Here is a 23,484-nt window from a genome sequence, read left to right as displayed (position 1 = left end):
GGCTCTTCCGGCCTGACTCACACTAACCGGCCTCTACGAAAGCCGGGGCGGTTCACAGGCACGATTCTAGTCATCTGCTCCCCTACTGCTGCAATCATCGCGCTCAGCATCCACAACGGCGATTTTTTCCAACAACGCGAAGCCAACCCGCCTCCAGACGAACTAGAGATGCGCAGGAGAGATAACGAAACAATGCTTCGCCATGAACGTAGGGCTGCGCATGCGGCCGCAATGAAATCCTCTAACAACTGCTAATAAAAAACGTAATTCGAGCCCCTTGGCGTCTGCTCAGGGGCTCTATCTTTGTGAAGCTAAGATGCTCAGAGGCGGCGAGATGTGGCCGGCACGACGACCGTGGGCTAACAAAAGACTATTGCGCTCCGATGCCTCGAATCGATTCATACCCAAGACGGAACTTCTCGCTCTGAGCACGAATCGCGTTTCCCGAAACGACCGTCCGGTAGACATTGGTCACACAACAACTGTGCCAAAACGAAATTACCAACAGCGCTACTCTGCACCTCAGCGTATAAAAGGCTTAGCTTGCTTAAAGGTCTGACTGCGGCGCAAATCTACCGTCGTGCAAAGGCTTCAAAATCGACAGCAGAACTTCTAAACTCACGGGTTTCGGAAGATACTTGTCAAAGCCTCCATCCAAAATCGCTTTTTCAAGATTGTCATCTGAATACCCAGTCAGCGCGACAATGAACTTGTCTGAAGTCTCAGGCAACGCTCTTAGTTGACGGCACAGTTCAAACCCATGGGTATTTACGAACACGAGAGAACTGAAGATAACGTCGGGCACCTTAAGCGGGACCAGTTCGAGCGCTTGTGCAGGGTCTCGCGCGCAACTGACGGTGTACCCCTGACTGACGAAGAGCGCCTCCAAAACATTCCGGACGTCATCGTCCCTCTCAACGATGAGTAGGTGTAGCGGCTCAGCGGTACTCGAGATTTGCATGTGTGCTGGGTGAAGTGTATGTACAAGAACGCTGGACATTATATGCTCAACAGCATGCATGAGCCACCACGAATCGAGGATGCCGTTCATTAACGGGCGGAGCCAGCATTAGAGCCGCGACACCCGCTACAACATTGATTGACTGACTCTGCACGGAGCCTTCTATAGCTTAACCCACATTCCGGCCTGCCCTGCCCGGAATGGAATAAAGCTCATCACTGAAAGACCAGGATAGTTAGCGCACGGTTTGCGCCGGCATCAACGAAACTTGGGAAACGTACTTGACGACAACGTATCTCGATATTGACGAACTAGCGGAACTTATAGGGAAAAGCCCGCGCACAATCAAACGTAAGCTAGCGTCGGAACCGACTTTTGTACCGCCAAAAATGCACCTTCCTGGCTCGGCGATGCTGCGCTGGCGAAAGCATGAGGTACAAGCTTGGCTGGCGGAGACCGGGGCGACAGAAGCACCTCGTCGGCGCCGACCTGCTCAGAGACGAGCTCTAAACGAGCATCGGGTACGAGTTTCTGAGTCAAGCAGACAACATACATGATATGCCTGATGTTGATGTGATGAGCGAGCCCGTCGACATGCGGTCACTTGGTTAAAAGCGCACCGCAGCGCTCAGTGAAGCAGACCACCTGCTCGGTATAGCGCCTTGGTGGCGCTGGGGCAGTATCGTGACATTGACGAAAACCGACGCGGAAATGAATGTCGCGATACCGTCTGAGCAGTATCTCGACACTTCCGCCCTTCCAAGTTGGTGTAACGATACGGTTGGGTTAACCTAACATCCCACAGCTTGGCGAAATACAAATCGAAGTCGTTCAGGAAGGCGTCCATGCCGACCACGTCGGTCAGCGCCGTGCCCAGGTCGCCCCGGTATTCCTGCACCCAGTCTTCCAGCGCCGCCTTCTGGAAGTCGCGCAGGCGCACACCGAAGGACTGGAAGGCCTGCATGTATTCGTGCGCCATGGTCCCGATCGGCACCAGGTTGTACTTGCGCGCGAGGTGGACGTTCGAGGTGCCCTTGAAGAACTGCGGCAGTTCGCGCGCCAGCGTCGACACCACCTCGTCCTGCCAGTCGCCCGAGAAGCGGCGGCGCACGCCGAAGTCGAAGAAGGAGAACGAGCTGGCCAGCTTGGGCTCGCGGTCGAAGGCGCGCAACTGTTCGATCTTCTCGGCCAGGCGCTTCCGCGCTTCAAGCAGCGCGGCCTCCTGGTCGAAGCGGCGGAAATACAGCTCGTTGACGATGTAGAGCACGTAGATCTCGAAGCCCATCACGTGCACCACCGGACCGACGGCGCGGATGCGCAGGTGCGGACCGTCGGTGTCGACGGTGATGAACTTGCGCTGGAAGCGGAACACCGTGAGGAAGTCGGCGAAGTCGCTCTTGATGAAACGCAGGCCGCGCAGGTACTCGATCTCCTCTTCGGTGAACAGCATTTCGCACAGGTGGTCGAGTTCGCGCTCGACCTCTTCCTTCAGCTCGGCCAGCGGATAGGCCGGCTCGTTGCGGCAGCGGAATTCGTATTCGCCGTGCGCGTTCGGGTGCCGGTGCAGCAGGGCCTGCCACATCGTGAATTTATAGAGATCGGTTTCGAGCAGACTGCGGACGATGGGCTTCATGGTGTGTGCTTGGTTCCTTGGCTTCAGGCCTTTTTTTCTGGCGCCGCTTGGGTGCGAGCATGGTCCCGGTGCATCCGGGGGTGCCGCAACGGCAGGCGAACAGTTTTTTCAGCGCCGGCGTGTGGCGCTCGTCGTAGATGAGGGCGTAATTGTAGTTCAGCTCCTCGCCCGGCTCGATCGGCTGCAGCGCGTGGATGTAGACGCGCCCGTCGTCCTCGTAGGCTTCGCAGTTTGGCGTGCAGGCGTGGTTGATCCAGCGCGCGTCGTTGCCGCGGCGGCCGCCGTCGATCACGCGGCCGTCGTTCAAGGTGAAATAGAAGGTGTGGTTGATCGGGCCGCCGGCCTTGGCCGCGCGCTCGGTCGCTTCATCCCAGCTGATGCGCTCGCCCCGGTATTCGATGATGCGTTCGCCGGGTTCGATGTGGCGGCGGGCGAAGACGCCGTTGCCGTGGATCGGAGACTTCTTCACTTCGTAGGCCGGGTCGGCCTTGGCTGCGGTCTTGGTGGGCATGTGGCTTTCGACGGTCGGGCGGCGGATCGGCTGGTTCGCCTGCATTATCGCTTGCTTTAGCGCTTGCATTGCAGGATTACCATTATTGTACGATGTTCGCCCGCGCGCCGCACCCCTGCCGCCGCGCCCGCCCAGGCGGCCAGCGCGCGACTGCGGTGAATGTCCTGAAGCTGACGCTGGATTCGAACGGCCTGCGGTCCTGGCTGCTCAACTGGGAAGACGTGGCCGCCGATCTGCTGCAATGGGTGCAGCGCGAAGCCATGGGCGACGGCCCCGGCAGCGAAGCGACGCGCCAGCCCAACCTGAAACGCGCCGCCCTGCCCTTCCTGCCAATGAGGCTGCGCAAGGACGGGGTCGGGCCGGACCTGTTCACGACCATGGCCACGCTGGGCACGCCGCACGACGTCACCGTGCACGAACTGCGCCCGGCGTCCTTTTTCCCGGCGGACGAGGCCAGCCGGCAGTGGTTCCACGACGCCGCCTGAAGCCGCCGCGCGGCGCCGAGCCGGCACGGCAGGGCGCCGGCTAGCCCGCCGCGTGCACCAGCGCGTCGACCTCCAGCTTCTTCATCCTCAGCAGGGCGCTCAGCACACGATCGACGCGCGCCTGGTCGGGGCTGGTCAGCAAGGCGTCCAGCTGGCGCGGCACGATCTGCCAGGAGACGCCGTAGCGGTCCTTCAGCCAGCCGCACTGCTGGGCGGCCGGGTCGCCCTGGAAGCCCAGGCGGTCCCAATAGAAGTCGATCTGCTCCTGGGTATCGCACAGCACCTGGAACGAGACCGCCTCGTTGAAGGTGAAGACCGGCCCGCCGTTCAGGGCCGTGAAGGCCTGCCCGTCGAGCGCGAAGGCGACCGTCAGCACGGTGCCGGGCGCCATGCCGTGGATTTCGCGCCCGGCCTCGCCGTAGCGCGACATGCCGTGGATGCGCGAATGCGGGAAGATGCCGACGTAGTAGTTGGCTGCTTCCTCGGCCTGCCGGTCGAACCAGAGGCAGGGCGTGATTCTCGATAAGGTGCTCATGCCGCGGTCTCCTCGAATAGTCTGATCCCGATTCGACCGCAGCCGGCGACGTTCAGTTGCCGACGTCCTCTTCGCGGAACTCAATACCTGCCGGCGGGGTTGCGTCCCTTCCCGCCTCCTGCTTGCGCAGCTCGACGCGGCGGATCTTGCCGGAAATGGTCTTGGGCAGCTCGCGGAACTCGATGCGGCGGATGCGCTTGTAGGGCGCCAGGCGTTCGCGGGCGAAGGCGAAGATCTCGCGCGCCAGCTCGCGCGACGGTTCCACGCCCTGGCGCAGGGTGATGAAGGCCTTCGGCACCGACAGGCGCACCGGGTCGGGGCTCGGCACGATGGCCGCTTCCAGCACCTGCTCGTGCTCGATCAGCACGCTCTCGAGCTCGAAGGGGCTGATGCGGTAGTCGGAGGACTTGAAGACGTCGTCGTTGCGGCCGACGTAGAAGTAGTAGCCGTCCTCGTCGACGGTGGCGGTGTCGCCGGTGTGGTAGTGCCCGGCGCGCATGACTTCCGCGGTCTTCTCCTCGTCGCCCTCGTAGCCCAGCATCAGCGCGATCGGGTGCGCGTCCAGCCGCACCGAGATCTCGCCCTCCTGCGCGCTCTGGTCGTCGAGGTCGAGCAGCGCGATCCGGTAGCCCGGCAGCGGACGCCCCATCGAGCCCGGTTTCACCAGCTGGCCCGGCGGGTTGCCGATCTGGGCCGTGGTCTCGGTCTGGCCGAAGCCGTCGCGGATGCGGATGCCCCAGGCGCGCTCGACCTGCTCGATCACCTCGGGATTGAGCGGCTCGCCGGCGCCGACCAGCTCGCGCAGCGGCGGCTTCCACTGGCTCAGGTCTTGCTTGATCAGCATGCGCCAGACGGTCGGCGGCGCGCACAGCGAGGTGACGCCGCAACGCAGCACCGTCTCCAGCGCGGCCTTGGCCGAGAAGCGCTCGTAGTTGTAGACGAACACGGTGGCGCCGGCATTCCAGGGCGCGAAGAAGCAGCTCCAGGCGTGCTTGGCCCAACCGGGCGAGCTGATGTTCCAGTGGACGTCGCCCTTCTGCAGGCCGATCCAGTACATGGTCGACAGGTGGCCGGCCGGGTAGCTCTGGTGGCTGTGCAGGACCAGCTTCGGGCGCGCCGTGGTGCCCGAGGTGAAGTACAGCAGCAGCGGATCGCTGGCGCGCGTGACGCCCTTCGGCGTGAACACCGAGAGCACGCGGCGGCAGTCGTCGAAGTCGTGCCAGCCGTCGATGCTGCCGCCGACGGCGATGCGGGTGAAGTTGCCGCTCAGGCCCTCGAACTTGTGGGCCTCGGACACTTGCGCGATCACATGGCGAACCTTGCCGCGCTCCATGCGGTCCTGCAGGTCGGCGTTCGAGACCAGCATGGTGGTCGGCACCAGTACGGCGCCGAGCTTGATCCCGGCAAGCATGATTTCCCAGAGCTCGACACGGTTCGGCAGCATCAGCAGCACGCGGTCGCCGCGCTCGACGCCGCATTGCTGCAGCCAGCTGGCGACCTGGCTGGAACGCGCGGACATGTCGGCGAACGAGATCTTCTGCTCGCGCCCGTCTTCCTCGACCACCCACAGCGCAGAGTTGTCGTTGTTCCTTGCTTCGGCGTCGAAGAAATCGAGCGCCCAGTTGAACTCGTCGAGCTGGGGCGGCTGGTAGCCGGCGTAGGCGGTGTCGTAGTCGGTGCGGTGCTGTTGCAGGAAGTCGCGCGCCTGGGCGAAACGCTGGTACGGGGTCATGGTGTCTCCTGGTTGCTGATGACGATGGCCGGGGACGCGGCCTGCCGATGGCGGCCCTGTCTCGGCTGCTTATTGTCTGTTTGCATACATTGTGCCACGGGTTAGGCGCGACACGGGTTTCGCTGCGCAGGAGGCATTCGCCTATTGTGCGCCGCCGGCCCTTTGCGGTGCATGGTTATCGAAATGGAAAGGCCCGTCGTCGCACCGCCTGGTGCGGAAAACACCCGTAGGGTGGGCACGCTGTGCCCACGCGAAAGGCCGCGTCGCGTTTGCGCGGTTTAAACCCGACCCGGGGCCTCGTGTTGGCGCTTTCGGATAATCATTCGAAACGTCTCGACCATTCTCTGACGCGTTGTCAGGCCCTGTCGATGACACGCATCGTTCCGCGTGGGCACGGCGTGCCCACCCTACCAGGGCTGCCGACGATACGCATCGTTCCGCGTGGGCACGGCGTGCCCACCCTACGCAGACCTGGACAGGCCGCCATGGAATGCCGTGCCTGCCGTGGACCATGCCAGGCTGCGCGTGCGGAACCGGTCCTCAGTTGCGCGGAACAGGCCCGCCGGGCCGGCGCAGCGGCACGGCGAACTCGCCTTCCGGCTGCATCATGTCGATCACGCGGCAATCGCCGCACATGCGCAGGCGGTCGAGGTTGCCGGTGAAGGCGCTGTGCTGCGACAGGCGCGCGAGCATGTTCTCGACCATGTGCAGGGTGCCGAAGGGCTTGCTGCAGCGGATGCAATGGAAAGGCTGGGATTCGTTCAGGATCACGGTCTTGCGGCGGGTTTCGCCGAAGCTCATGCGCGGCACCAGCGCGATCGCGTTTTCCGGACAGGTGTTGGCGCACAGCCCGCACTGCACGCAGTTCTGCTCGACGAAGCGCAGCTGCGGCAGGTCCGGCGTGTCCATCACGGCCGAGGACGGGCAGGCGCCGACGCAGGCCATGCACAGGCTGCATTTCTGGGTGTCGACCGCGATCGCGCCGAACGGCGCGCCGCTTGGCAGCGCCACGTCGCGCGGTTGCTGCGGCGCGTGACGGTGCAGGTGATCGAGCGCGTAGTCGAGTGTGTTGCGCTTGTCCGGGGCCAGGTTGAAGCCGGCACTCTCGGCCGGGGCCTCGCCGCGCGGCGCATGGCGCAGGGCCAGGCCGAGTTCCTCGGGCGTGTTCACGCGCAGCAGCTGGAAGTGCGGGCCGGCGTAGCCCAGGCCGTCGAGCACGGTGTGGGCGATGCCCATCTGGTGGTCGAGGGCGGCGGTGTACTGGGGCGCCTCTTCGCCGGTCATCAGGACCGTGATGCCGGCCGCGCCATAGGCCAGCGCCGAGAACCAGACGTCGATGCCGGTCGAGGCCGTGTGGTGCAATGCCAGCGGGATCACCCGCCCCGGGATGCCGTCAGTCGCCTCGGCCTGCAGGCGCTCCAGTAGGCCGGCGCCGGCGTCGCTGTGCAGCAGCAGCACCGGGTCCTCGCCGCCGGCCTCGCGGTAGGCCGCCAGCGCGGCCTTGATGCGGCTGCCGGTGTGGGCGGCGGAGGGATAGGCATAGCCGAGCGCGCCCGTCGGGCAGACCGTGGTGCAGGCGCCGCAGCCGGCGCACAGGTAGGGGTTGACGCGGATCTTGTCGCCGGCGCCGGCGATCGCCTTGGCCGAGCAGATCTGGACGCAGGCATTGCAGCCGGCCTGGCCGTTGCGGCTGTGGGCGCACAGGCGCTCCTTGTAGCGGAAATACTTCGGCTTCTCGAATTCGCCGGTCATCTCGACCAGCTCGGCCGCGGCGGCGCGGCGCGCGGCCTCATCAAGACCCGGTGCGTAATAGCCGTGCGGATGCTGGTGGCTGTCGATCAGCGGGCTCGGGCAGAGGTCGAGCACGAGGTCGAACTTGCCCTGCTGCTGGGCCTGGCCCGGCGCCTGCCAGCGCGCCTCGAAGGCGCCCAGCCAGCCAGCCACGGCGACGGCCGGGGCCGCGAAGACGGGATAGGTGCGCGCAGCATCGCCGGCTTCACCGTCGAGCAGCAGCACGGTGACCGGCAGGCTGGCCGCCAGGTGGTCGGCCCAGGGCAAGGCCTGGGCGGCGGCGCCGACGACCAGGGTGCGCCCGAGCGAGCGGTAGCTGACCGAGTCGACGGCGTCGACCGGGGCGATGGCGTCGGCCGCCAGGATGGCGGCGGTCTTGGCGAGGGCATTGCGGCGTTCCTGCAGCGGATCGCCGGCCTGCCCTTCTAGGAATCGGATGTTCATGCTTGTCCTTGCAGGGATTGCTGGTGGGTGCCTGGCTGTGCGCAGGCGGGTCGTGCGTCAGTGTCGTGGACCGGTTCGTGGAATGGGCGCTGCGCGCCCCTGTCGAGGGCGGGCTCGGCGCCGGAGGGCTCGTCGCCATCGAACTCGGCGGCGGCGGCCGCGGCGGGCGGCTCGTCCTGGCCTTGCGCAGGCTGGACGCTGGCCGCAGGATCGGCGCCGGCCGGTTCCAGCGCGGGCGCGGCCGCGCCCTCGGCGGCATTCGCCGCCACCTGCGGCCGGTGCGGTTCCGAAGGACGCAGCGCGCTCTTCGCGTGCTCGAGGGCGGCGAACATCGCGGCCGACATCGGGCTCGGCTTGTTGTAGTCGTCCATGTACATGTCCAGCCCGTCCATCACGTGGAAGTGCGGATCGGCGAACAGTTTTTTCAGCGCCATGCGGCGCACCGACTTGTCGACGCCCTGGCCGACGAAGGCCGAGAAATCGGCGTCGGGCGTCAGGCGCGCGGCATCTTCCAGGGTCGGCGCATCCATGGCCGGCGCCGTGCCGGCGGCGGCGCGTGCGTGGGCCGCAGCGGACAAGGCCGGCTCGACCGGCGGCGCAATCGGTGGCGCAATCGGTGAGGTAACGGCGGGCGCCGCCGGCGCTGGGCGCGGCGGCGCCTCGGCCGCGTCGGCGCCGGTGGCCTTCAGGCGCGACCAGCGCCGCAGGAATCCTTCGTCAGGCATGCTTGCCGTTCCCCCTAGCCATGCTGGCGCCCGCGGCGCGGCTTCGGCTGGTAATGCTCGCGCAGGTAGCCGGCGACCCAGGCGTAGATCTCGGCCGGCATGGTGACGCCGTCGGCCGCTTCGCCCGAATCGAACATGCGCGTGCCCTCGACGTAGCTGACCGAGGCGCGCACCGGCATCGCGCGGCCCTCCTCCATGCGCCACAGCACGAAGACCTTGGATTCGGGCGCCATGCAGTTCTCGTAATAGCCCTCGTTCTCGTCGGTGAAGAGCTCGAGTTCCAGGCCTGAGACGAGATAGTAGTCGCGCTCCGGGCTTGCGCTGAGCACCTGCACCGGCGGCAGGTTGCCGCGGTCGGGCACGACGCCGACCGCGGCCCAGGCTTCGTCCACCCAGCGGTGCTGGACGGCGCGGCGCTGCATGATCACCGCGATCGGCATGCTGGCCATCTTCATTTGTTCTTCACCGCGTCCGCGTTGCCCTTGTCCACGGCCGGCGAAGCGCCCTTCGGCACCGACTTCGTCGGCGCCTTCTTGACGTCCTCGCTCGGCGCCGCGGTGCCCAGCTTTTCGCTCTTGATCGGCACGTTGGCCGAGTGCAGCGCCTGCGGGCTGAGCGGCGCCGCGCCGCGGCCCGGCGCCGCTGCCGTGGTGCCGGCGGCAGCGTTGGCCGGCGCGGCGGCGGCCACGCCGGCATTCGGCGGCGTCACTCCGGACGAGCCGACGCCAGGGGCGCCGGCGGCCGGCGCGGCCGTGCCGGGCGCCTGGATGCCGGGCGCTGGGGCCTGGGCGATGGCGGTCGGCGGATTGATCTTCCAGCCCTTGCCGGCGGCCTGCGAGCGCCAGCGCGCGCTGACCGCGTCCATCGAGGCGGACAGCAGCTCCTTGTCCTTCGCCGCCTTGGCGTCGGCCTCGGCCTTCTTGGCGGCGGCTGCCTGCTGCTGTTCCGGCGTCAGGGCCGGTTTCGCCAGCGCCGCCCAGGCGCCCTGCGCCAGCAGCGGGTTGATCGACAGCGCGGCGAACAGCAGCGCGGGGGCGGCAATCCATCGTTTCATCATTTCTTCTCCAACTGGTTCGGCGCCGCCGGGCCCTTGGGCGCGTCGTTGCTGGCCGCGCCCTTGTTCAGGTCCTGGGCCGAGGGGCCGCTCGGCGTGCCGGTATCGCCCGACGGGGCCTGGGTACCCTGCATGGCGCCCGAAGGCGGGGTCACGCCCGAGGTTGGGCCCTGCCCGGTCTCGCGCGTGGTGCCGCCGACCGCCGCGCCGGAGGTATTGCCGCCGGCGCCGCCGGCAATGCCCGGGGTGCCGCCGGCATAGGTGGCGTCGGTGACCGGCCGTTCGGTGCGGGCGATGATCTCGCCGCTGGTGCCGCCGCCGGCGGTGACCTGGCCGGGGAACTTGGTCTGGATCACGCCGTTGCTGGCGGGCGCCGTGTTGCGGCTGCAGCCCGTGGCGAGCAGCGCGCTTGCGGCCAGCGCGCAGGGGATCAGGAAGCTGTGTCGTTTCATTGCAATCCTCAGTGTGCGGGACCCGGGCGGGGCGGCGGCGGTGTACGCGGGACGCCCGGCGCACCCGGCGGCGTGCCCGCGGCCGGGCCGGGCGGCGTGCCCGGCACGCCCGCTTTCACGTCCTCGTACCAGAGCGAGTGGTGGGCCTTGGCCCAGTTCTCGTCGACGGTGCCGTGGCGCATGGCTTCGTAGGCGCCCGGCGTGCCCCAGGTGCCGATGTAGATGTGGCCCATGGCGGCCGCGATGTACAAGGTGGCGCCGATGATGTGCAGGTAGTTCGCGACCTGCAGGACGTAGCGGGTCTGGCCGAAGTTCACGAAGTTCAGCACCAGGCCGGTGATCGACATCACCAATCCCAGCAGGGTGACGCCGAACCAGAACCAGCTCTTCTCGCCGGCGTTGAAGTAGCCGGCCGGCACGTGCTTGTGCGAGACCAGTCCCCCGCCCTGCTTCACCCACTCCAGGTCGTTGCGGTTGTAGAAGTTACGGCGCAGGAAAGTGATGAACATCAAGATCGAGCACAGGATGAACAGCGGCCCGATGAAGTTGTGGACGTACTTCGAGATCCACGCGACCCAGGAAAAGAAGTTGTGTCCCATCCAGGGCAACAGGATCTTCTTGCCGAAGGTGATGATCAGCCCGGTGATGGCGAGCAGGATGAAGCTGATCGCCGTGGCCCAGTGCACCTGGCGGTCCCAGCGGCTGAAGCGCTGCAGCTTGCGTCCGGACTGCGGCTCTTCGCGCGCCGGTCCGATCGCCTTGTAGAACAGGAAGATCAACAGCGGCACGCCGATCAGGATGGTGCCGGCGATCGAGGCGATCGGGCCGTTGCGCAGGGTGCGCCAAGTATTGCCGCCGCGCTGGACGATGACGTTGCCTTCGCTTTCGCCGTACTGGCCGAGGAAGTGGCGGTCCATGTGCACGCGCCCGGATTCCGAGGACATCAGGCCCGGCTCGCGGACGCGCGAGTCGCCCTCGATCTGCAGCATGGTCTGTTCCTCGGCGTAGGCCGGCTCGGCACGCTGATTCGGCACCGCGCCCCAGGCGGCGGTCAGGGTAAGGCTTCCAAGCAGCGCCAGCACCAAGGCCAGCATGGCGCGCAGGACAGACAGGTTCGCTCGCATGGCAGGACTCCTCAGGGGTTGGCGCGGTTGTATTCGTTCTGCTTCTGGTTGCGGTTCTGGATCGTCGCCGACCAGGCCAGGCGGTCATTGTGGAAGTGCGTCTGGAAAGGGCGGTTGTCTTCCTTGCCGGCATATTCGCCGCGGATCCACTCGGGATGCTGGTCGACTTCCAGGCAGCCGGCCAGCAGCAACAGCGGCAGGGCCAGGATCAGGTAGCGTGGATTCTTCATTGAGGGAACCTCCCGCCGCCGTTCTGGAAGTCGCCGACCTCCTGGTTCTCGCGCGGCAGGTCGCCCTTGGCCTTGATCTCGCCGCCGCGCTTCGGACGGCCGTAGGCGATCTTCCAGCCCCACAGCTCGGGGCCGTAGCCGCGGGTTTCCACGCGCTGGCGGTAGATGTCGGCGATCAGGTCGGCTTCGCCGCCGAGCAGGGCCTTGGTGCCGCACATCTCGGCGCAGGCCGGCAGCTTGCCTTCGGCGATGCGGTTGCGGCCGTATTTCTTGAACTCGGCTTCCGAGGTATCCGGTTCCGGGCCGCCGGCGCAGAAGGTGCACTTGTCCATCTTGCCGCGGTGGTTGAACAGGCCGCTGCCGGCGAACTGCGGGGCGCCGAAGGGACAGGCGTAGTAGCAGTAGCCGCAGCCGATGCACTGGTCCTTGCTGTGCAGGACGATGCCATCCTCGGTGTGGTAGATGCAGTTGGTCGGGCACACCGCCAGGCAGGGCGCGTCGGTGCAATGCATGCAGGCGACCGACACCGAACGTTCGCCCGGCACGCCGTCGTTGATCGTCACCACGCGCCGGCGGTTCACGCCCCAGGGCGTCTCGTGCTCGTTCTTGCAGGCGGTCACGCAGCCGTTGCAGTCGATGCAACGCTCGGTATCGCAAATGAACTTCATCCTCGCGGCCATGTCAGCCTCCTCTGCTCTGCTTGTTTTTGTCTGCGCATGCGCGCCGGGTCAAGCCCGCACCACGCGGCACATCGACACCTTGGTTTCCTGCATCATCGTCACGGCGTCGTAACCATAGGTCCAGCCGGTGTTGATGGCTTCGCCGCGCACCGTCGGCGCGCCGTCCTCGGGGTAGTGTTTTTCCAGGTCCTCGCCCATCCACCAGCCGCCGAAGTGGAACGGCGCCCACACCAGGCCGATCGGCACGCGCTCGGTGACCATCGCCATCATCTTCAGGCGCGCACCGGTGGGCGTCTCGACCCAGACGTATTCGCCGATGCGGGCGCCGATCTGGGCCGCGTCCTTCGGGTTGATCTCGACGAACATGTTCTGCTGCAGTTCGGCCAGCCAGGGGTTGGAGCGGGTTTCCTCGCCGCCGCCCTCGTATTCGACCAGGCGGCCCGAGGTCATGATCAGCGGGAAGTCCTTCGAGTAGTCCATCGCCTGCACCGCCTTGTAGAGCGTCGGCAGGCGCAGGAAGTTGGCCTTGTCGTCGTAGGTCGGGTACTTGGCGACCAGGTCGCGGCGCGGCGACAGCAGCGGTTCGCGGTGGGTCGGGATCGGGTCCGGGAAGTTCCAGACGTTGCAGCGGGCCCGGGCGTTGCCGAACGGCGCGCAGCCGTGCGAGATGACGACCCGGATGATGCCGCCGGACAGGTCGGTCTTCCAGTTTTTGCCCTCGGCCATGGCCTGCTCGGCCGGCGTGAGTTCGTTCCACCAGCCCAGCTTTTTCAGGAACACGTGGTCGAACTCGGGGTAGCCGACGTCGAGCTGGCTGTCCTTGTTGGTCGAGCCGTCGGCCGCCAGCAGGCTTTCGCCGTTGTGCTCGACGCCCCAGTTGGCGCGGAACGGCAGGCCGCCCTCGGCCACGCTCTTGTTCAGGTCGTACAGGATGGGCGTGCCGGGGTGCTTCATTTCCGGCGTGCCCCAGCACGGCCACGGCAAACCGTAGTAGTCGCCCTTGCACGGGCCGTGGTCGGCGCGCAGCGTGGTCGGGTTGAAGGTGTGCTTGTTCTCCATGTGGAGCTTGAGGCGCTCGGGCGAGCAGCCCGTGTAGCCGATGGTCCAGCACGAGCGGTTGATCTCGCGCAGGATGTCCTCGACCACCGGCTCGTTCATCACGACCTTGATGTTCTTGCACAGTTCGTTGTGGAAGCCGAGCTTCTTGGCGAACAGGTACATGATCTCGTGGTCGGTCTTGCACTCGAACAGCGGCATGATGACGCGCTCGCGCCATTGGATGCTGCGGTTCGAGGCGGTGCACGAGCCCTGGGTCTCGAACTGCGAGGCGGCCGGCAGCAGGTAGACGCCGTCGGTGCGGCCGTGCATCGAGGCCGTCATGCTCGGATAGGGGTCGATCACGACCAGCATGTCGAGCTTCTGCATGGCTGCCTTCATGTCCGGCAGGCGGGTCTGGCTGTTCGGCGCGTGGCCCCAGTAGAACACGGCCTTCAGGTTCGACGGCTGGTCGATGTACTGGTTCTGTTCGTTCACCGCGTCGAACCAGCGCGAGACCGTGATGCCGGGCTTTTCCATCAGCTCCTTCGAGCCGAAGCGCGACATGATCCAGTTGTAGTCGACGCCCCAGACGTTGGCGAAGTGCTTCCAGGCGCCTTCCGCCAGGCCGTAGTAGCCGGGCAGCGAGTCGCCGTTCGGGCCGACGTCGGTCGCGCCCTGCACGTTGTCGTGGCCGCGGTAGATGTTGGCGCCGCCGCCGGGAACGCCGATGTTGCCCAGCGCCAGTTGCAGGATCGAGAGCGCACGCACGTTGGCGGTGCCCACGTGGTGCTGGGTGATCCCCATGCACCAGACCACGGACGACGGCCGGTTGGTGGCCAGCATCTCGGCGGCGGTGCGCACCGTTGCTTCCGGCACGCCGGTGATGTCCGATACTTTATCGGGCGTCCATTTCGCCACTTCCTTGCGCACGTCTTCCATGCCATAGGTGCGCGCGGCGATGTATTCCTTGTCTTCCCAGCCGTTGTTGAAGATGTGCCAGAGGATGCCCCAGACCAGCGGGATGTCGGTACCCGGGCGCACGCGCACGTAGTGGTGGGCAAAACGGGCCGTGCGCGTGAAGCGCGGGTCGATCACGATCATCTTCGCGCCCAGTTCCTTGGCGTGCAGGAAGTGCAGCATCGAGATCGGGTGGGCCTCGGCGGGATTGCTGCCGATGAAGAGCACGGCCTTGCTGTGATGCAGGTCGTTGAACGAGTTCGTCATCGCGCCGTAGCCGAAGGTCTGGGCCACGCCCGCGACGGTCGTCGAGTGGCAGATGCGCGCCTGGTGGTCGCAGTTGTTCGAGCCCCAGAACGAGACGAATTTGCGCAGCAGGTAGGCCTGCTCGTTGTTGTGCTTCGAGCTGCCGATCACCATCAGCGCGTCGGGACCGGACTTCTGGCGCAGCTCGAGCAGCTTGTCGCCGATCTCGTTGATCGCCTGGTCCCAGGAAATGCGGGTGTACTTGCCGTTCACCAGTTTCATCGGGTAGCGCAGGCGGTGCTCGCCGAAGCCGTGCTCGCGCACCGAGGCGCCCTTGGCGCAGTGCGCTCCCATGTTGATCGGCGAATCGAAGGCCGCTTCCTGGCGCACCCAGACGCCGTTGGCGACCACCGCCTCGACCGAGCAGCCGACCGAGCAGTGGCTGCAGACGGTGTGCTTGATCTCGGTCTTGACCGGCGCATCGGCCACCGGGTCGGCCGCCTGGGCCGGCTCGATGACGTTCAAAGGCAACTGGCGCGCCAGGGCGCCGGCGCCGGCCGCGACGCCGGCCCCGACCAGGAACCTGCGCCGCTTCAGGCCCCGATTGGCGCCCTGCTTGCTCGAACTCTTCACTAAGGACATGTCTGGTCTCCAGGCGCGCTCACCAGTAGGCGGCGGTTTGGTAGTAACGGCGGATGTGCTCGGTCTCGTGGTAGCCGCGCTTGACCTGCGGCTTGGCGGCCTCGCTTGGTTTCATCTCGGGCTTGGCCTCGGCGCCGCCGGCGACCGCGGCCAGGGCGCCCAGCGGCGCCGCCTTCAGGAAGCTGCGGCGCGCCGGATCGGGTTGCGCCTGTGCGGCCGGCTGCGTTGCGGGTGCGTGCTCGTGTTTCATCGCCTCGTCCTTCGCTTGCTTGGGTTAGTCATCATAGCCATCGTCCACGGCAAAGCCGGCCGCCTCGATCTCCAGCAGCGCACCGACGAAGTCGGTCACGACGCGGTAGAAATTGGCGCCCTCGGCGCGGCGGATGTCGTCCAGGCAGCGCGCGTACCAGGGAGCGATGCGGGCCTCGAAGAAGGCCTTCTGCTCGGCCAGGGGCTGGCGCCGGATGCCCGGCGCGCCGGCGACCAGGACGCGCATGGTCTCGCACAGCGCGCCCAGGTGGTCCTCGAACTCGGCGACGCCGCGCACGCGCCCGATCCCGAAACGGGCCAGGTCGCCGCGCAGCTCGGCCAGCGGCGCGTCGTTCATGAAGCCGGACAGGTAGAGCGAACCGTAGGGGTTCAGGGTCGGGGTGCCGTCGCTGACGAAGAGACGGTCGAATTCCTCGGCCACCGCTTGCGCGTCCACGACGCCGGATGCGAGGACCAGCTTTTCCCAGGCCCGTTCCAGGCCGGGGTCGCCGCCTTCGGAGAGGATGGGATCGGCCGCGGCCAACTGGCCCAGCAGGACCTCGCCCGGCGGCGCCAGCAGCAGGTGCGCGGCGAGGGCATACAGGTCGGCCCGGGCCTGGTCTTCGCTGGACAAGGGGTGCGCCACGGCGACCGGGGCGCGGACGGCGTCATTAGCCGGAGTGGAAGTGTGTTCGGGTAATGCAGACTGCATGGACACTGAGGCGCTCCGTTAATAAATCTTTATCGAAAGTGTAGTCCCTCACCCCGTCGAGGCGCGCACGTTTGAAACCGCTTGCATATCTCGACACTGACCAACAAGTCAATGCCGAGCTCCCTGTCGTGTTTCTTGCGGCCCAGCTAGCGCATGCCGGCCGCATGCATGATCATCCGGATCAGGCCCGCGACGAGGAACAGGGCCGCCACCCCGGCCGCCCACAGGCCGGCCATCCAGCCCAGGCGGCGCAGCCACAGCGGCGCCATGCGCTTGTCGGCCTGCCTGTTGGCCTGCCCGTTGGCCTGTCCGTTGGCGCCCGCCTCGGACCGGGAACGGGCGCGCATCAGTGGTACCCCGCGTCGGCCTTGACCTTGCCGCGGAACACCCAGTACGACCAGATCGTGTACATCAGGATGACCGGCAGGATGACCAGCGTCCCCACCAGCGCGAAGCCCTGGCTGGCCGGCGGCGAGGCCGCTTCCCAGATCGTGATGTGAGGAGGAACGATGTGCGGCCAGATGCTGATCGCCATGCCGGTGTAGCCGAGGAAGACCAGGGCCAGGGCGGCCACGAAGGGCCAGCGGTGCGGCCTGCCCTTGAGCGAGCCGAGCAGGAGCGCGATCGAGAGCAGCACCAGCACCGGCACCGGCGCCAGGAACAGGATGTTGGGGAAGGTGAACCAGCGGTCGGCCACCGCCGGGTCGCGCAGCGGGGTCCAGATGCTGACCACCACGATGGCGCCCAGCAGCATCAGCGCGAACGGGCGCGCCACCTGCACCATGCGCTCGTGCAGCTCGCCCTCGGTCTTCATGATCAGCCAGGTGCTGCCCAGCAGGGTGTAGGCGATGATCACGCCGAAACCGGCCAGGATCGGGAACGGCGCGATCCAGTCGAGCACGCCGCCGGCGTAGCTGCGCCCGGACACCGCGATCCCGTCCAGGAAGGCCCCGAGCGAGACGCCCTGGAAGAAGGCCGCCGTCACGGAGCCACCGATGAAGGCCTTGTCCCACAGGTGGCGCTCGTGCTCCTTGGCCTTGAAGCGAAACTCGAAGGCCACGCCGCGAAACACCAGGCCGACCAGCATGAAGATCAGCGGCAGGTAGAGGCCGGACAGGATGATCGAATAGGCCACCGGGAAGGCCGCCAGCAGCCCTTCCCCGCCCAGCACCAGCCAGGTCTCGTTGCCGTCCCAGACCGGGGCGACGGTATTCATCATGGTGTCGCGGTCGCGCTTTTGCTTGACGAAAGGAAACAGGATGCCGATGCCGAGATCGAAGCCGTCCAGCAGCACGTACATGAAGACGGCGAAGTAGATGATGACGGCCCATATGACCGAGGTGTCGATGCCCATGTCAGCTCCTCTCGTTCAGCGCTTGCCGTGGTCGGCGCCGTCGCCCGCGCCCTCGGCCGTGCCTTCGTCGTCGTTGCCCACGTCGGCGGCCGAGAGCGGACGCATCGGCGTGCGCTCCTCGCCCGGTCCTCCCTCGGGGGCGCGGTTCAGTTCGAAGTGCTGCGGCCCCTTGCGCATCAGGCGCAACACGTAGGCGGTGCCGGCGCCGAACACGAAGAAATACGCCACCACGAAGATCGCCAGCGTCAGGGCCAGGGCCGGGGCGCCGTGCGGCGACACCGCGTCGGCCGTACGCAGCACGCCGTACACCACCCAGGGCTGGCGCCCGACCTCGGTGGTCACCCAGCCGGCCAGGATGGCGACCAGTCCGGCCGGCCCCATCCACAAGGCCGCGCGCAGGAACAGGCGCTTCGTGAAGAGCTGGCCGCCGCGCCGCAGCAGCAGGCTCCACACGCCCAGCGCGATCATCAGGAGGCCCAGTCCGACCATCAGGCGGAAGCTCCAGAACACGATCAGGGAATTCGGCCGCTCGTCCTTCGGGAAGTCCTTCAGGCCGGGGAACTGGCCGTCCCAGCTGTGGGTGAGGATGATGCTGCCCAGGCGCGGGATGCCGACGGCGTAACGGGTCTGCTCGGCTTCCATGTCGGGTATGCCGAACAGCAGCAAGGGGATGGCCTCGCCCGGCTCGTTCCGCCAGTGCCCTTCCATCGCGGCCAGCTTGGCCGGCTGGTGCTCGGCGGTGTTCAGGCCGTGGAAGTCGCCGATGACGGCCTGGATCGGGGCGACGATGAGGAGCATCCACATCGCCATCGAGAGCATCTTGCGCACCGCCGGATTGTCGCGCCGCCGCAACAGTTGCCAGGCGCCGACCGCGCCGACGATCAGGGCCGTGGTGAGGTAGGCGGCGACCACCATGTGCAGCAGGCGGAACGGGAAGGAGGGGTTGAAGACGATCGCCAGCCAGTCGGCCGGCACCATGCGCCCGCCCTCGATGGCATAGCCCTGGGGCGTCTGCATCCAGCTGTTGGCGGCCAGGATCCAGGTCGCCGAGATCAGGGTGCCGACCGCGACCATGCAGGTGGCGACGAAGTGCAGCTGGGGCCCGACGCGGTTCCAGCCGAACAGCATCACGCCGAGGAAGCCGGCCTCGAGGAAGAAGGCGGTCAGGACCTCGTAGGCCAGCACCGGCCCCATGATGCTGCCGGCAAACTCGGACATATAGCTCCAGTTGGTGCCGATCTGGTAGGCCATCACGATACCCGAGACCACGCCCATGCCGAACATGACGGCGAAGATCTTCAACCAGAAGTGGTAGAGGTCGACGTAGACCTGGCGCCTGGTGCGCAGCCAGGACATCTCGAGCACGGCCAGGTAGCTCGCCAGGCCGATGGTCACTGCGGGGAACAGGATGTGGAACGACATCGTGAAAGCGAACTGGATGCGTGCCAGGTCCAACGCCGATAGGCCGAACATGAACCCTCCTCGTGATCTGCGGTGTCCAGAATCTAGCACGGCTTGGCAAGCGCACAATTGGCATCCTTGGCGCGCCTTGACCCGCATGCGCGCGCACAGAGTCCGCACAGGTCTCGCATCCATTGCACCAGCTTATCGATCTTTTCCGGCTGGACAGTCTTGCGGCAAAAGACTGGCCACGGCACCGGACCGGACTATAATCCCCGTATTGACCGCGACTATTCGTAGACCGATGACCCAAGCCACCCCTTCCCCCGCTTCGTCCCCGATCAGCATCCAGGCGCTGAAGGCCAGCTGCAGCGCCTGCAGCATGCACCAGCTCTGCCTGCCGATGGGCCTGGAAAACGCGGACATCGAGCGGCTCGACAAGATCATCGGGCGGCGCCGCCGCCTGGAGCGCGACGAGCGCCTGTACGCCATGGGCGAGCCCTTCCGCAGCCTGTACGCGGTGCGTTTCGGCCACTTCAAGACCTACCAGGTGAATGCGGCGGGCGAGCAGCAGATCACCGGCTTCCAGATGGCCGGCGAACTGCTGGGCATGGATGCGATCAGCGGCGACCGCCACCATTGCGACGCGGTCGCGCTGGAAAGCAGCGAGGTGTGCGAGATCCCGTTCTCGCGGCTGGAGGAACTGTTCGGCGAGGTGCCGGCCCTGCTGCGCCACTTCCACCGCATGATGAGCCAGGAGATCACGCGCGAACAGAACGTCATGCTCCTGCTGGGCAACATGCGCGCCGAGCAGCGCTTCGCGGTGTTCCTGGTGAACCTGTCGGCCCGCTACGCCGCGCGCGGCTATTCCTCGACCAGCTTCGCCCTGCGCATGTCGCGCGAGGACATCGGCAACTATCTCGGCCTGACCATCGAGAGCGTCAGCCGCCTGCTGTCGCGCTTCAAGAAACAGGGCTGGATCGCGGTCGACAAGCGCGAGGTCACCCTGCTCGAACCGGCCCACCTGCGCGCGATCGCCGCCGGCACCGAGCAGTGCAGTCCGATGGCGTGACCGGTTGGCCTGACTAGAACGTCACCTTGACCGACTGGGCGCTACGCGTGGCCGGACCATGGTACACGGCCTCGATGTTGTTGCCGTCGGGGTCGAGCACGAAGGCGCCGTAGTAGCCCGGATGGTAGCTGCGCTCGCCGGGCGCGCCGTTGTCCCGGCCGCCGGCCCGTAGTGCCGCTTCGTAGAACGCGTCGACCATGGCGCGGTCGGCGGCCTGGAAGGCCAGGTGGTGGCGGCCGGTCGGCACGCCCTGCGCCGCCGCGCTGCCGGGTGTCGAGACGAAGAGCTCGTCGACCCAGAAATAATCCTCGCCCTCGCCGCCCAGCGGCACGCCCAGGACCTCGAACACCGCGCCGTAGAACTTGCGGGCCGCGGCAAGATCGCGCACGACGAGCTGGAGGTGGTCGATGAGGCGTCCGCGGTGCAATTCCTGGGTTTCCATGCTGCGCTCCTTGTAGCGTGATCGGCGGGAGTCTCCAGATTACCGTAGGGTGGACACCCGTGTCCACGCCGTGTCATCGCACGCAGCCACACGCGGTTCTTGTTGTCGATGCGGCTGATCAGCCGCCCTACCGCGTGGACACAGGTGTCCACCCTACGCCCTTGCCGGCATCGTCATTCGGACGGAAGCAGTCGATCGGTCGACGGTTCGCGTGGGCACGGCGTGCCCACCCAAGGATCGCGTCAGCGCTTACGCCTTCGCCTTTTCCTTCGCGATCCACTGGTCGACCAGCTGGCCCAGCACCTCCAGCGGCACCGAACCGCTGCTCAATACCATGTCGTGGAAGCCCGGCAGCGAGAATTTCTCGCCCAGCTCGACCCTGGCCTTCTCGCGCAGTTCGACGATGCGCAGCATGCCGATCATGTAGGCGGTGGCCTGGCCGGGCCAGGCGACGTAGCGGTCGACTTCCTCGACGTTGATGCCATAGTCGACCGCCTGCTGGCGGGTCCAGCCCTTGGTGTGCAGGCCGGTGTCGACCACCAGGCGGCGGGCGCGGAACAGCTCGGAACCGAGCGCCCCCAACAAGCCCGGGACGTCGCCCTCGTACCAGCCCTGCTCCACCGCCAGGCGCTCGGTGTACAGCGCCCAGCCTTCGCTGTGCGCGCTGCCGCCGCTGAAGATGCGCCGGCTGCGGAATTTCGGGATGCCCTCCAGTTCCTGCTGGATCGCGAGCTGGAAGTGGTGGCCCGGCACCGCCTCGTGATAGGACAGGCTGCGCATGCGGATCATGCTGAAGGTGGGACCGCGCAGCGGCACCCAGAACACGCCCGGGCGGCTGCCGTCCGGCGCCGGCAGGCTGTAGTGGGCGGCGGCCGAGGCCTCGGTCAACGGCGGCTCGCGGCGCACCTCGACCGGCGCGCGCGGCTTCAGCTTGAACAGCGGCTCGCTGCGCGCTTCCGCGTCCTTCACCATCTCGGCATACTTCGCCAGGATGGCGGGACGGGGATCGCCCTCGCCCTTCGGCTGGAAGGTGGCGTCGAGCGCCTTCATGCGTTCCTCGATGCTGCCATCGTTGAAGCCGAGCGCGCGCAGGTGCTTGTCCATCTCGCCTTCGATGCGCGCCACTTCGCGCAGGCCGATGGCGTGGATCTGCTCCGCCTTCAGGTCGGTGCTGGTGTAGTTCGCCAGCGCGCGCTTGTAGGCGGCCAGGCCGTCCGGCAGGCGCGAAATGCCGGCGACGTCGTTCGTCTTCGGATGCAGCTCGGCCATGAAGGCCTGCACGCGGGTATAGGCCGGACGGATCTTGTCCTCGACGATGCGGGTCGCGCGCGCGATCGCGGCGGTACGGGCTTCCGGGCTCAGGTCTTGCAGCGACGCGGTGCGCTGCGCCAGCGAGGTGACCAGCACGTTCTCGGCGGCGGCCGGCTTGAGGAAGGTGTCGACCTGGTACTGGGCGCGCTCGAGGATGAAGCGCGGCGGGATCATTTTCTTCGCCGCGGCCGCGCGGGCGCGCCCCAGGGCTTCGTCCATGCGCGTGCCGACCTGCTCCAGGCGCGCCAGGTAGCTGTCCACGTCCGAGGCGCGGCGCATCGGGTGGGTCTGGGTCATGAAGTTCACCAGGCTGACCTGGGCGCCGCTGAACTGCTGGAACACGAAGCCATGGTCCTCGAAGGGCGCGTTGGCGACCGTGTTCGACAGCGACCAGCGCATCACGGCCGCCGAAATGCGCTGGGTCTCGTCCAGCGGACCGGCCATCCACTTGTCCAGGCGCGCGATGCCCTCTTTCGCCTTGGCGATCATCTTCTTGCGCTGGGCCGGGGTTTGCGGCGTGAGCTGGCGGTCCAGGGCATCCTGCTCGGCGCCGCCGAAGTACTGGGTGGCGGTGGCGAACTGCGGATTGCCGCGCACCCATTCCTGGGCGAACTGGTCGGCCCACTTGTCGAAGGCGGCGTTCGGCTTGACCGCCACAGCGGAGGTGGCCGGTGCGGCGAGCGCGGCCTGCGGGAGGACGGCGCCGGCGATGGCGAGCGGGACGAACAGGGAGGCGATGGCGGAGCGCAGGACGCGCTGGGAAGCTGCGGGCATGGGTGTCTCTTCTTTTAGTTAGACGGCAAGTTACCGTGACGAAAATCTAACATGGAAGAGTTGGGGAAGGACAGTCTTTACAGCTGCGGTGGGGGCGTAGGGTGGGCACTTGTGCCCACGCGTCTCACCGCTCGCGTGCCGGCGATGACATCACGGCCACGCACCACGATCAACGGTGCGGCACGCGACGGTACCATTACCGCGTGGACTCGGGAGTCCACCCTACAACTGCGCCGGCCGTTCGTAGGGTGAGCACCGGTGCCCACGCGGTCTCGCCGCGCGCGTGCCGGCGACGGCATCACGGCCACGAACCAGGATCAACGATGCGGTACACGACGGCACCATACCGCGTGGGTTCGAGAACCCACCCTACGAAAGGCGACAAGCCCGCAATTACGGTTGCACGTTATCCGCGGCGATCCGCAGGACCGCGTCCTTCCCCGGGCTCCAGCTGCGCGCCAGGCGCCATTGCCTGCCCTCGCCTTCGACAACGACCTGCCAGTGCGTCATCTCCAGCCCTGGCACCTGGACGCGGAAGTGGCCGTAATCGTCCGGCAGCACCTCGATCGCCAGGTCCTTCCCCGGCTGGGTCGGGTGCGCCAGGTAGATGCGAAACGGGGCCAGCATCGGCCGCCCGAAGCTGTGCAGGCGCCCCGCGAGCGTGCCGGTGCGGGCGTCGAAGCCGGCGTCGAGCACCAGTTTCAGGCTGGTGGCGACGTGGTCGCGGCGCAGGTCCTGGTTGATGGCCTTGCCCTGCTTGTAGTAGTCGTCGACCACCACCGCGTCCGGCGTGCGCAGCGCCAGGACGACCGTGACGGCGGTGGCCAGCATCACCGCCAGCGGGCCGAGCATGATGAACCAGGGCCAGCGGTGGCGGTACCACGGCGCGGTTTGAAGAACGGGTGAAGTCGCTTGCATGATCATTTCCT

24 protein-coding genes are annotated in these 23,484 nt (G+C 66.8%); 2 read left to right on the top strand and 22 right to left on the bottom strand.

Translation table 11 applies throughout. The annotated features are described in order from the left end of the window. Nucleotides 1-547: 547 nt before the first annotated feature. From RT688_RS06260 to RT688_RS06250, 3 genes are all read right to left on the bottom strand, one after another. Entirely contained in the window at nucleotides 548-1,051 is a 504-nt protein-coding gene (locus RT688_RS06260; protein WP_312550641.1) for a response regulator, read from the bottom strand. Between the two features lie 538 nt (nucleotides 1,052-1,589). Further along, the gene (gene pncB, locus RT688_RS06255) at nucleotides 1,590-2,594 is read right to left on the bottom strand and encodes a nicotinate phosphoribosyltransferase (protein ID WP_313703978.1); all 1,005 of its coding nucleotides are present in this window, start codon (nucleotides 2,592-2,594) and stop codon (nucleotides 1,590-1,592) included. Further along, entirely contained in the window at nucleotides 2,551-3,150 is a 600-nt protein-coding gene (locus tag RT688_RS06250) for an SET domain-containing protein (protein ID WP_313703977.1), read from the bottom strand. The genes pncB and RT688_RS06250 overlap by 44 nt, the downstream gene beginning before the upstream one ends. Nucleotides 3,151-3,197: 47 nt before the next feature. Between RT688_RS06250 and RT688_RS06245 the strand changes: the two genes are divergently transcribed. Further along, nucleotides 3,198-3,590, top strand: a complete 393-nt coding sequence (locus RT688_RS06245; protein ID WP_313703976.1) for a hypothetical protein — start codon at nucleotides 3,198-3,200, stop codon at nucleotides 3,588-3,590. A gap of 40 nt (nucleotides 3,591-3,630) precedes the next feature. On the opposite strand, the gene RT688_RS06240 is transcribed toward RT688_RS06245, so the two are convergent. From RT688_RS06240 to RT688_RS06165, 16 genes are all read right to left on the bottom strand, one after another. Further along, complete coding sequence (locus RT688_RS06240) at nucleotides 3,631-4,125, bottom strand: VOC family protein (RefSeq protein ID WP_313703975.1); 495 nt, start codon at nucleotides 4,123-4,125, stop codon at nucleotides 3,631-3,633. Between the two features lie 52 nt (nucleotides 4,126-4,177). Then, nucleotides 4,178-5,857 carry an AMP-binding protein gene (locus RT688_RS06235; RefSeq protein WP_313703974.1) on the bottom strand — a complete coding sequence of 560 codons (1,680 nt, stop codon included), beginning with the start codon at nucleotides 5,855-5,857 and terminating at the stop codon, nucleotides 4,178-4,180. Between the two features lie 540 nt (nucleotides 5,858-6,397). Then, entirely contained in the window at nucleotides 6,398-8,092 is a 1,695-nt protein-coding gene (locus RT688_RS06230) for a 4Fe-4S binding protein (RefSeq protein ID WP_313703973.1), read from the bottom strand. Further along, the gene (locus RT688_RS06225; protein ID WP_313703972.1) at nucleotides 8,089-8,817 is read right to left on the bottom strand and encodes a DUF3306 domain-containing protein; all 729 of its coding nucleotides are present in this window, start codon (nucleotides 8,815-8,817) and stop codon (nucleotides 8,089-8,091) included. Before RT688_RS06225 ends, RT688_RS06230 begins: the two co-directional genes overlap by 4 nt. A 14-nt stretch (nucleotides 8,818-8,831) precedes the next feature. Then, a complete protein-coding gene (locus RT688_RS06220; protein WP_313703971.1) occupies nucleotides 8,832-9,272 on the bottom strand; it encodes a DUF3305 domain-containing protein in 441 nt (146 codons plus the stop codon). After that, on the bottom strand, nucleotides 9,269-9,874 hold the full coding sequence (locus RT688_RS06215) for a hypothetical protein (protein WP_313703970.1): 606 nt from the start codon (nucleotides 9,872-9,874) through the stop codon (nucleotides 9,269-9,271). Before RT688_RS06215 ends, RT688_RS06220 begins: the two co-directional genes overlap by 4 nt. Next, on the bottom strand, nucleotides 9,871-10,323 hold the full coding sequence (locus tag RT688_RS06210) for a hypothetical protein (protein ID WP_313703969.1): 453 nt from the start codon (nucleotides 10,321-10,323) through the stop codon (nucleotides 9,871-9,873). The genes RT688_RS06215 and RT688_RS06210 overlap by 4 nt, the downstream gene beginning before the upstream one ends. Before the next feature lie 8 nt (nucleotides 10,324-10,331). Next, nucleotides 10,332-11,447 carry a formate dehydrogenase subunit gamma gene (locus RT688_RS06205; RefSeq protein ID WP_313703968.1) on the bottom strand — a complete coding sequence of 372 codons (1,116 nt, stop codon included), beginning with the start codon at nucleotides 11,445-11,447 and terminating at the stop codon, nucleotides 10,332-10,334. An 11-nt stretch (nucleotides 11,448-11,458) separates the two neighbouring features. Continuing rightward, the gene (locus RT688_RS06200; RefSeq protein ID WP_313703967.1) at nucleotides 11,459-11,677 is read right to left on the bottom strand and encodes a hypothetical protein; all 219 of its coding nucleotides are present in this window, start codon (nucleotides 11,675-11,677) and stop codon (nucleotides 11,459-11,461) included. Next, complete coding sequence (gene fdh3B / locus RT688_RS06195; RefSeq protein WP_312550355.1) at nucleotides 11,674-12,357, bottom strand: formate dehydrogenase FDH3 subunit beta; 684 nt, start codon at nucleotides 12,355-12,357, stop codon at nucleotides 11,674-11,676. The genes RT688_RS06200 and fdh3B overlap by 4 nt, the downstream gene beginning before the upstream one ends. 48 nt (nucleotides 12,358-12,405) lie before the next feature. Next, a complete protein-coding gene (locus tag RT688_RS06190) occupies nucleotides 12,406-15,240 on the bottom strand; it encodes a formate dehydrogenase subunit alpha (protein ID WP_313703966.1) in 2,835 nt (944 codons plus the stop codon). 19 nt (nucleotides 15,241-15,259) lie between these two features. Next, complete coding sequence (locus RT688_RS06185; protein ID WP_313703965.1) at nucleotides 15,260-15,490, bottom strand: twin-arginine translocation signal domain-containing protein; 231 nt, start codon at nucleotides 15,488-15,490, stop codon at nucleotides 15,260-15,262. Between the two features lie 24 nt (nucleotides 15,491-15,514). Then, nucleotides 15,515-16,201 carry a molecular chaperone TorD family protein gene (locus RT688_RS06180; protein WP_313703964.1) on the bottom strand — a complete coding sequence of 229 codons (687 nt, stop codon included), beginning with the start codon at nucleotides 16,199-16,201 and terminating at the stop codon, nucleotides 15,515-15,517. A 146-nt stretch (nucleotides 16,202-16,347) separates the two neighbouring features. Next, nucleotides 16,348-16,548, bottom strand: a complete 201-nt coding sequence (locus RT688_RS23840; RefSeq protein ID WP_409521887.1) for a DUF2474 domain-containing protein — start codon at nucleotides 16,546-16,548, stop codon at nucleotides 16,348-16,350. Beyond that, on the bottom strand, nucleotides 16,548-17,555 hold the full coding sequence (cydB, locus tag RT688_RS06170) for a cytochrome d ubiquinol oxidase subunit II (RefSeq protein WP_313703963.1): 1,008 nt from the start codon (nucleotides 17,553-17,555) through the stop codon (nucleotides 16,548-16,550). Before cydB ends, RT688_RS23840 begins: the two co-directional genes overlap by 1 nt. A gap of 15 nt (nucleotides 17,556-17,570) precedes the next feature. Then, on the bottom strand, nucleotides 17,571-19,028 hold the full coding sequence (locus RT688_RS06165) for a cytochrome ubiquinol oxidase subunit I (protein ID WP_313703962.1): 1,458 nt from the start codon (nucleotides 19,026-19,028) through the stop codon (nucleotides 17,571-17,573). Between the two features lie 232 nt (nucleotides 19,029-19,260). Here RT688_RS06165 and fnr point away from each other — a divergent pair, with 232 nt between their 5' ends. Continuing rightward, nucleotides 19,261-20,028: a fumarate/nitrate reduction transcriptional regulator Fnr gene (gene fnr, locus RT688_RS06160; protein ID WP_313703961.1), complete on the top strand. Its 768-nt coding sequence runs from the start codon at nucleotides 19,261-19,263 to the stop codon at nucleotides 20,026-20,028. Between the two features lie 13 nt (nucleotides 20,029-20,041). Here the strand turns inward: fnr and RT688_RS06155 are convergent, their stop codons facing one another. The 3 genes from RT688_RS06155 to RT688_RS06145 form a co-directional block, all read right to left on the bottom strand. After that, complete coding sequence (locus RT688_RS06155; protein WP_313703960.1) at nucleotides 20,042-20,470, bottom strand: VOC family protein; 429 nt, start codon at nucleotides 20,468-20,470, stop codon at nucleotides 20,042-20,044. Nucleotides 20,471-20,719: 249 nt separating this feature from the next. Then, complete coding sequence (locus RT688_RS06150) at nucleotides 20,720-22,555, bottom strand: DUF885 domain-containing protein (protein ID WP_313703959.1); 1,836 nt, start codon at nucleotides 22,553-22,555, stop codon at nucleotides 20,720-20,722. A 393-nt stretch (nucleotides 22,556-22,948) separates the two neighbouring features. After that, a complete protein-coding gene (locus RT688_RS06145; RefSeq protein WP_313703958.1) occupies nucleotides 22,949-23,473 on the bottom strand; it encodes a FixH family protein in 525 nt (174 codons plus the stop codon). Nucleotides 23,474-23,484: the final 11 nt, after the last annotated feature.

The organism is Massilia sp. (assembly GCF_032106685.1).
In the GTDB taxonomy this organism is placed as follows: Bacteria; Pseudomonadota; Gammaproteobacteria; order Burkholderiales; family Burkholderiaceae_D; genus Telluria.
Note: the sequence above shows the minus strand (reverse complement) of the source record. Positions and strands in the feature narration are given on the sequence as shown.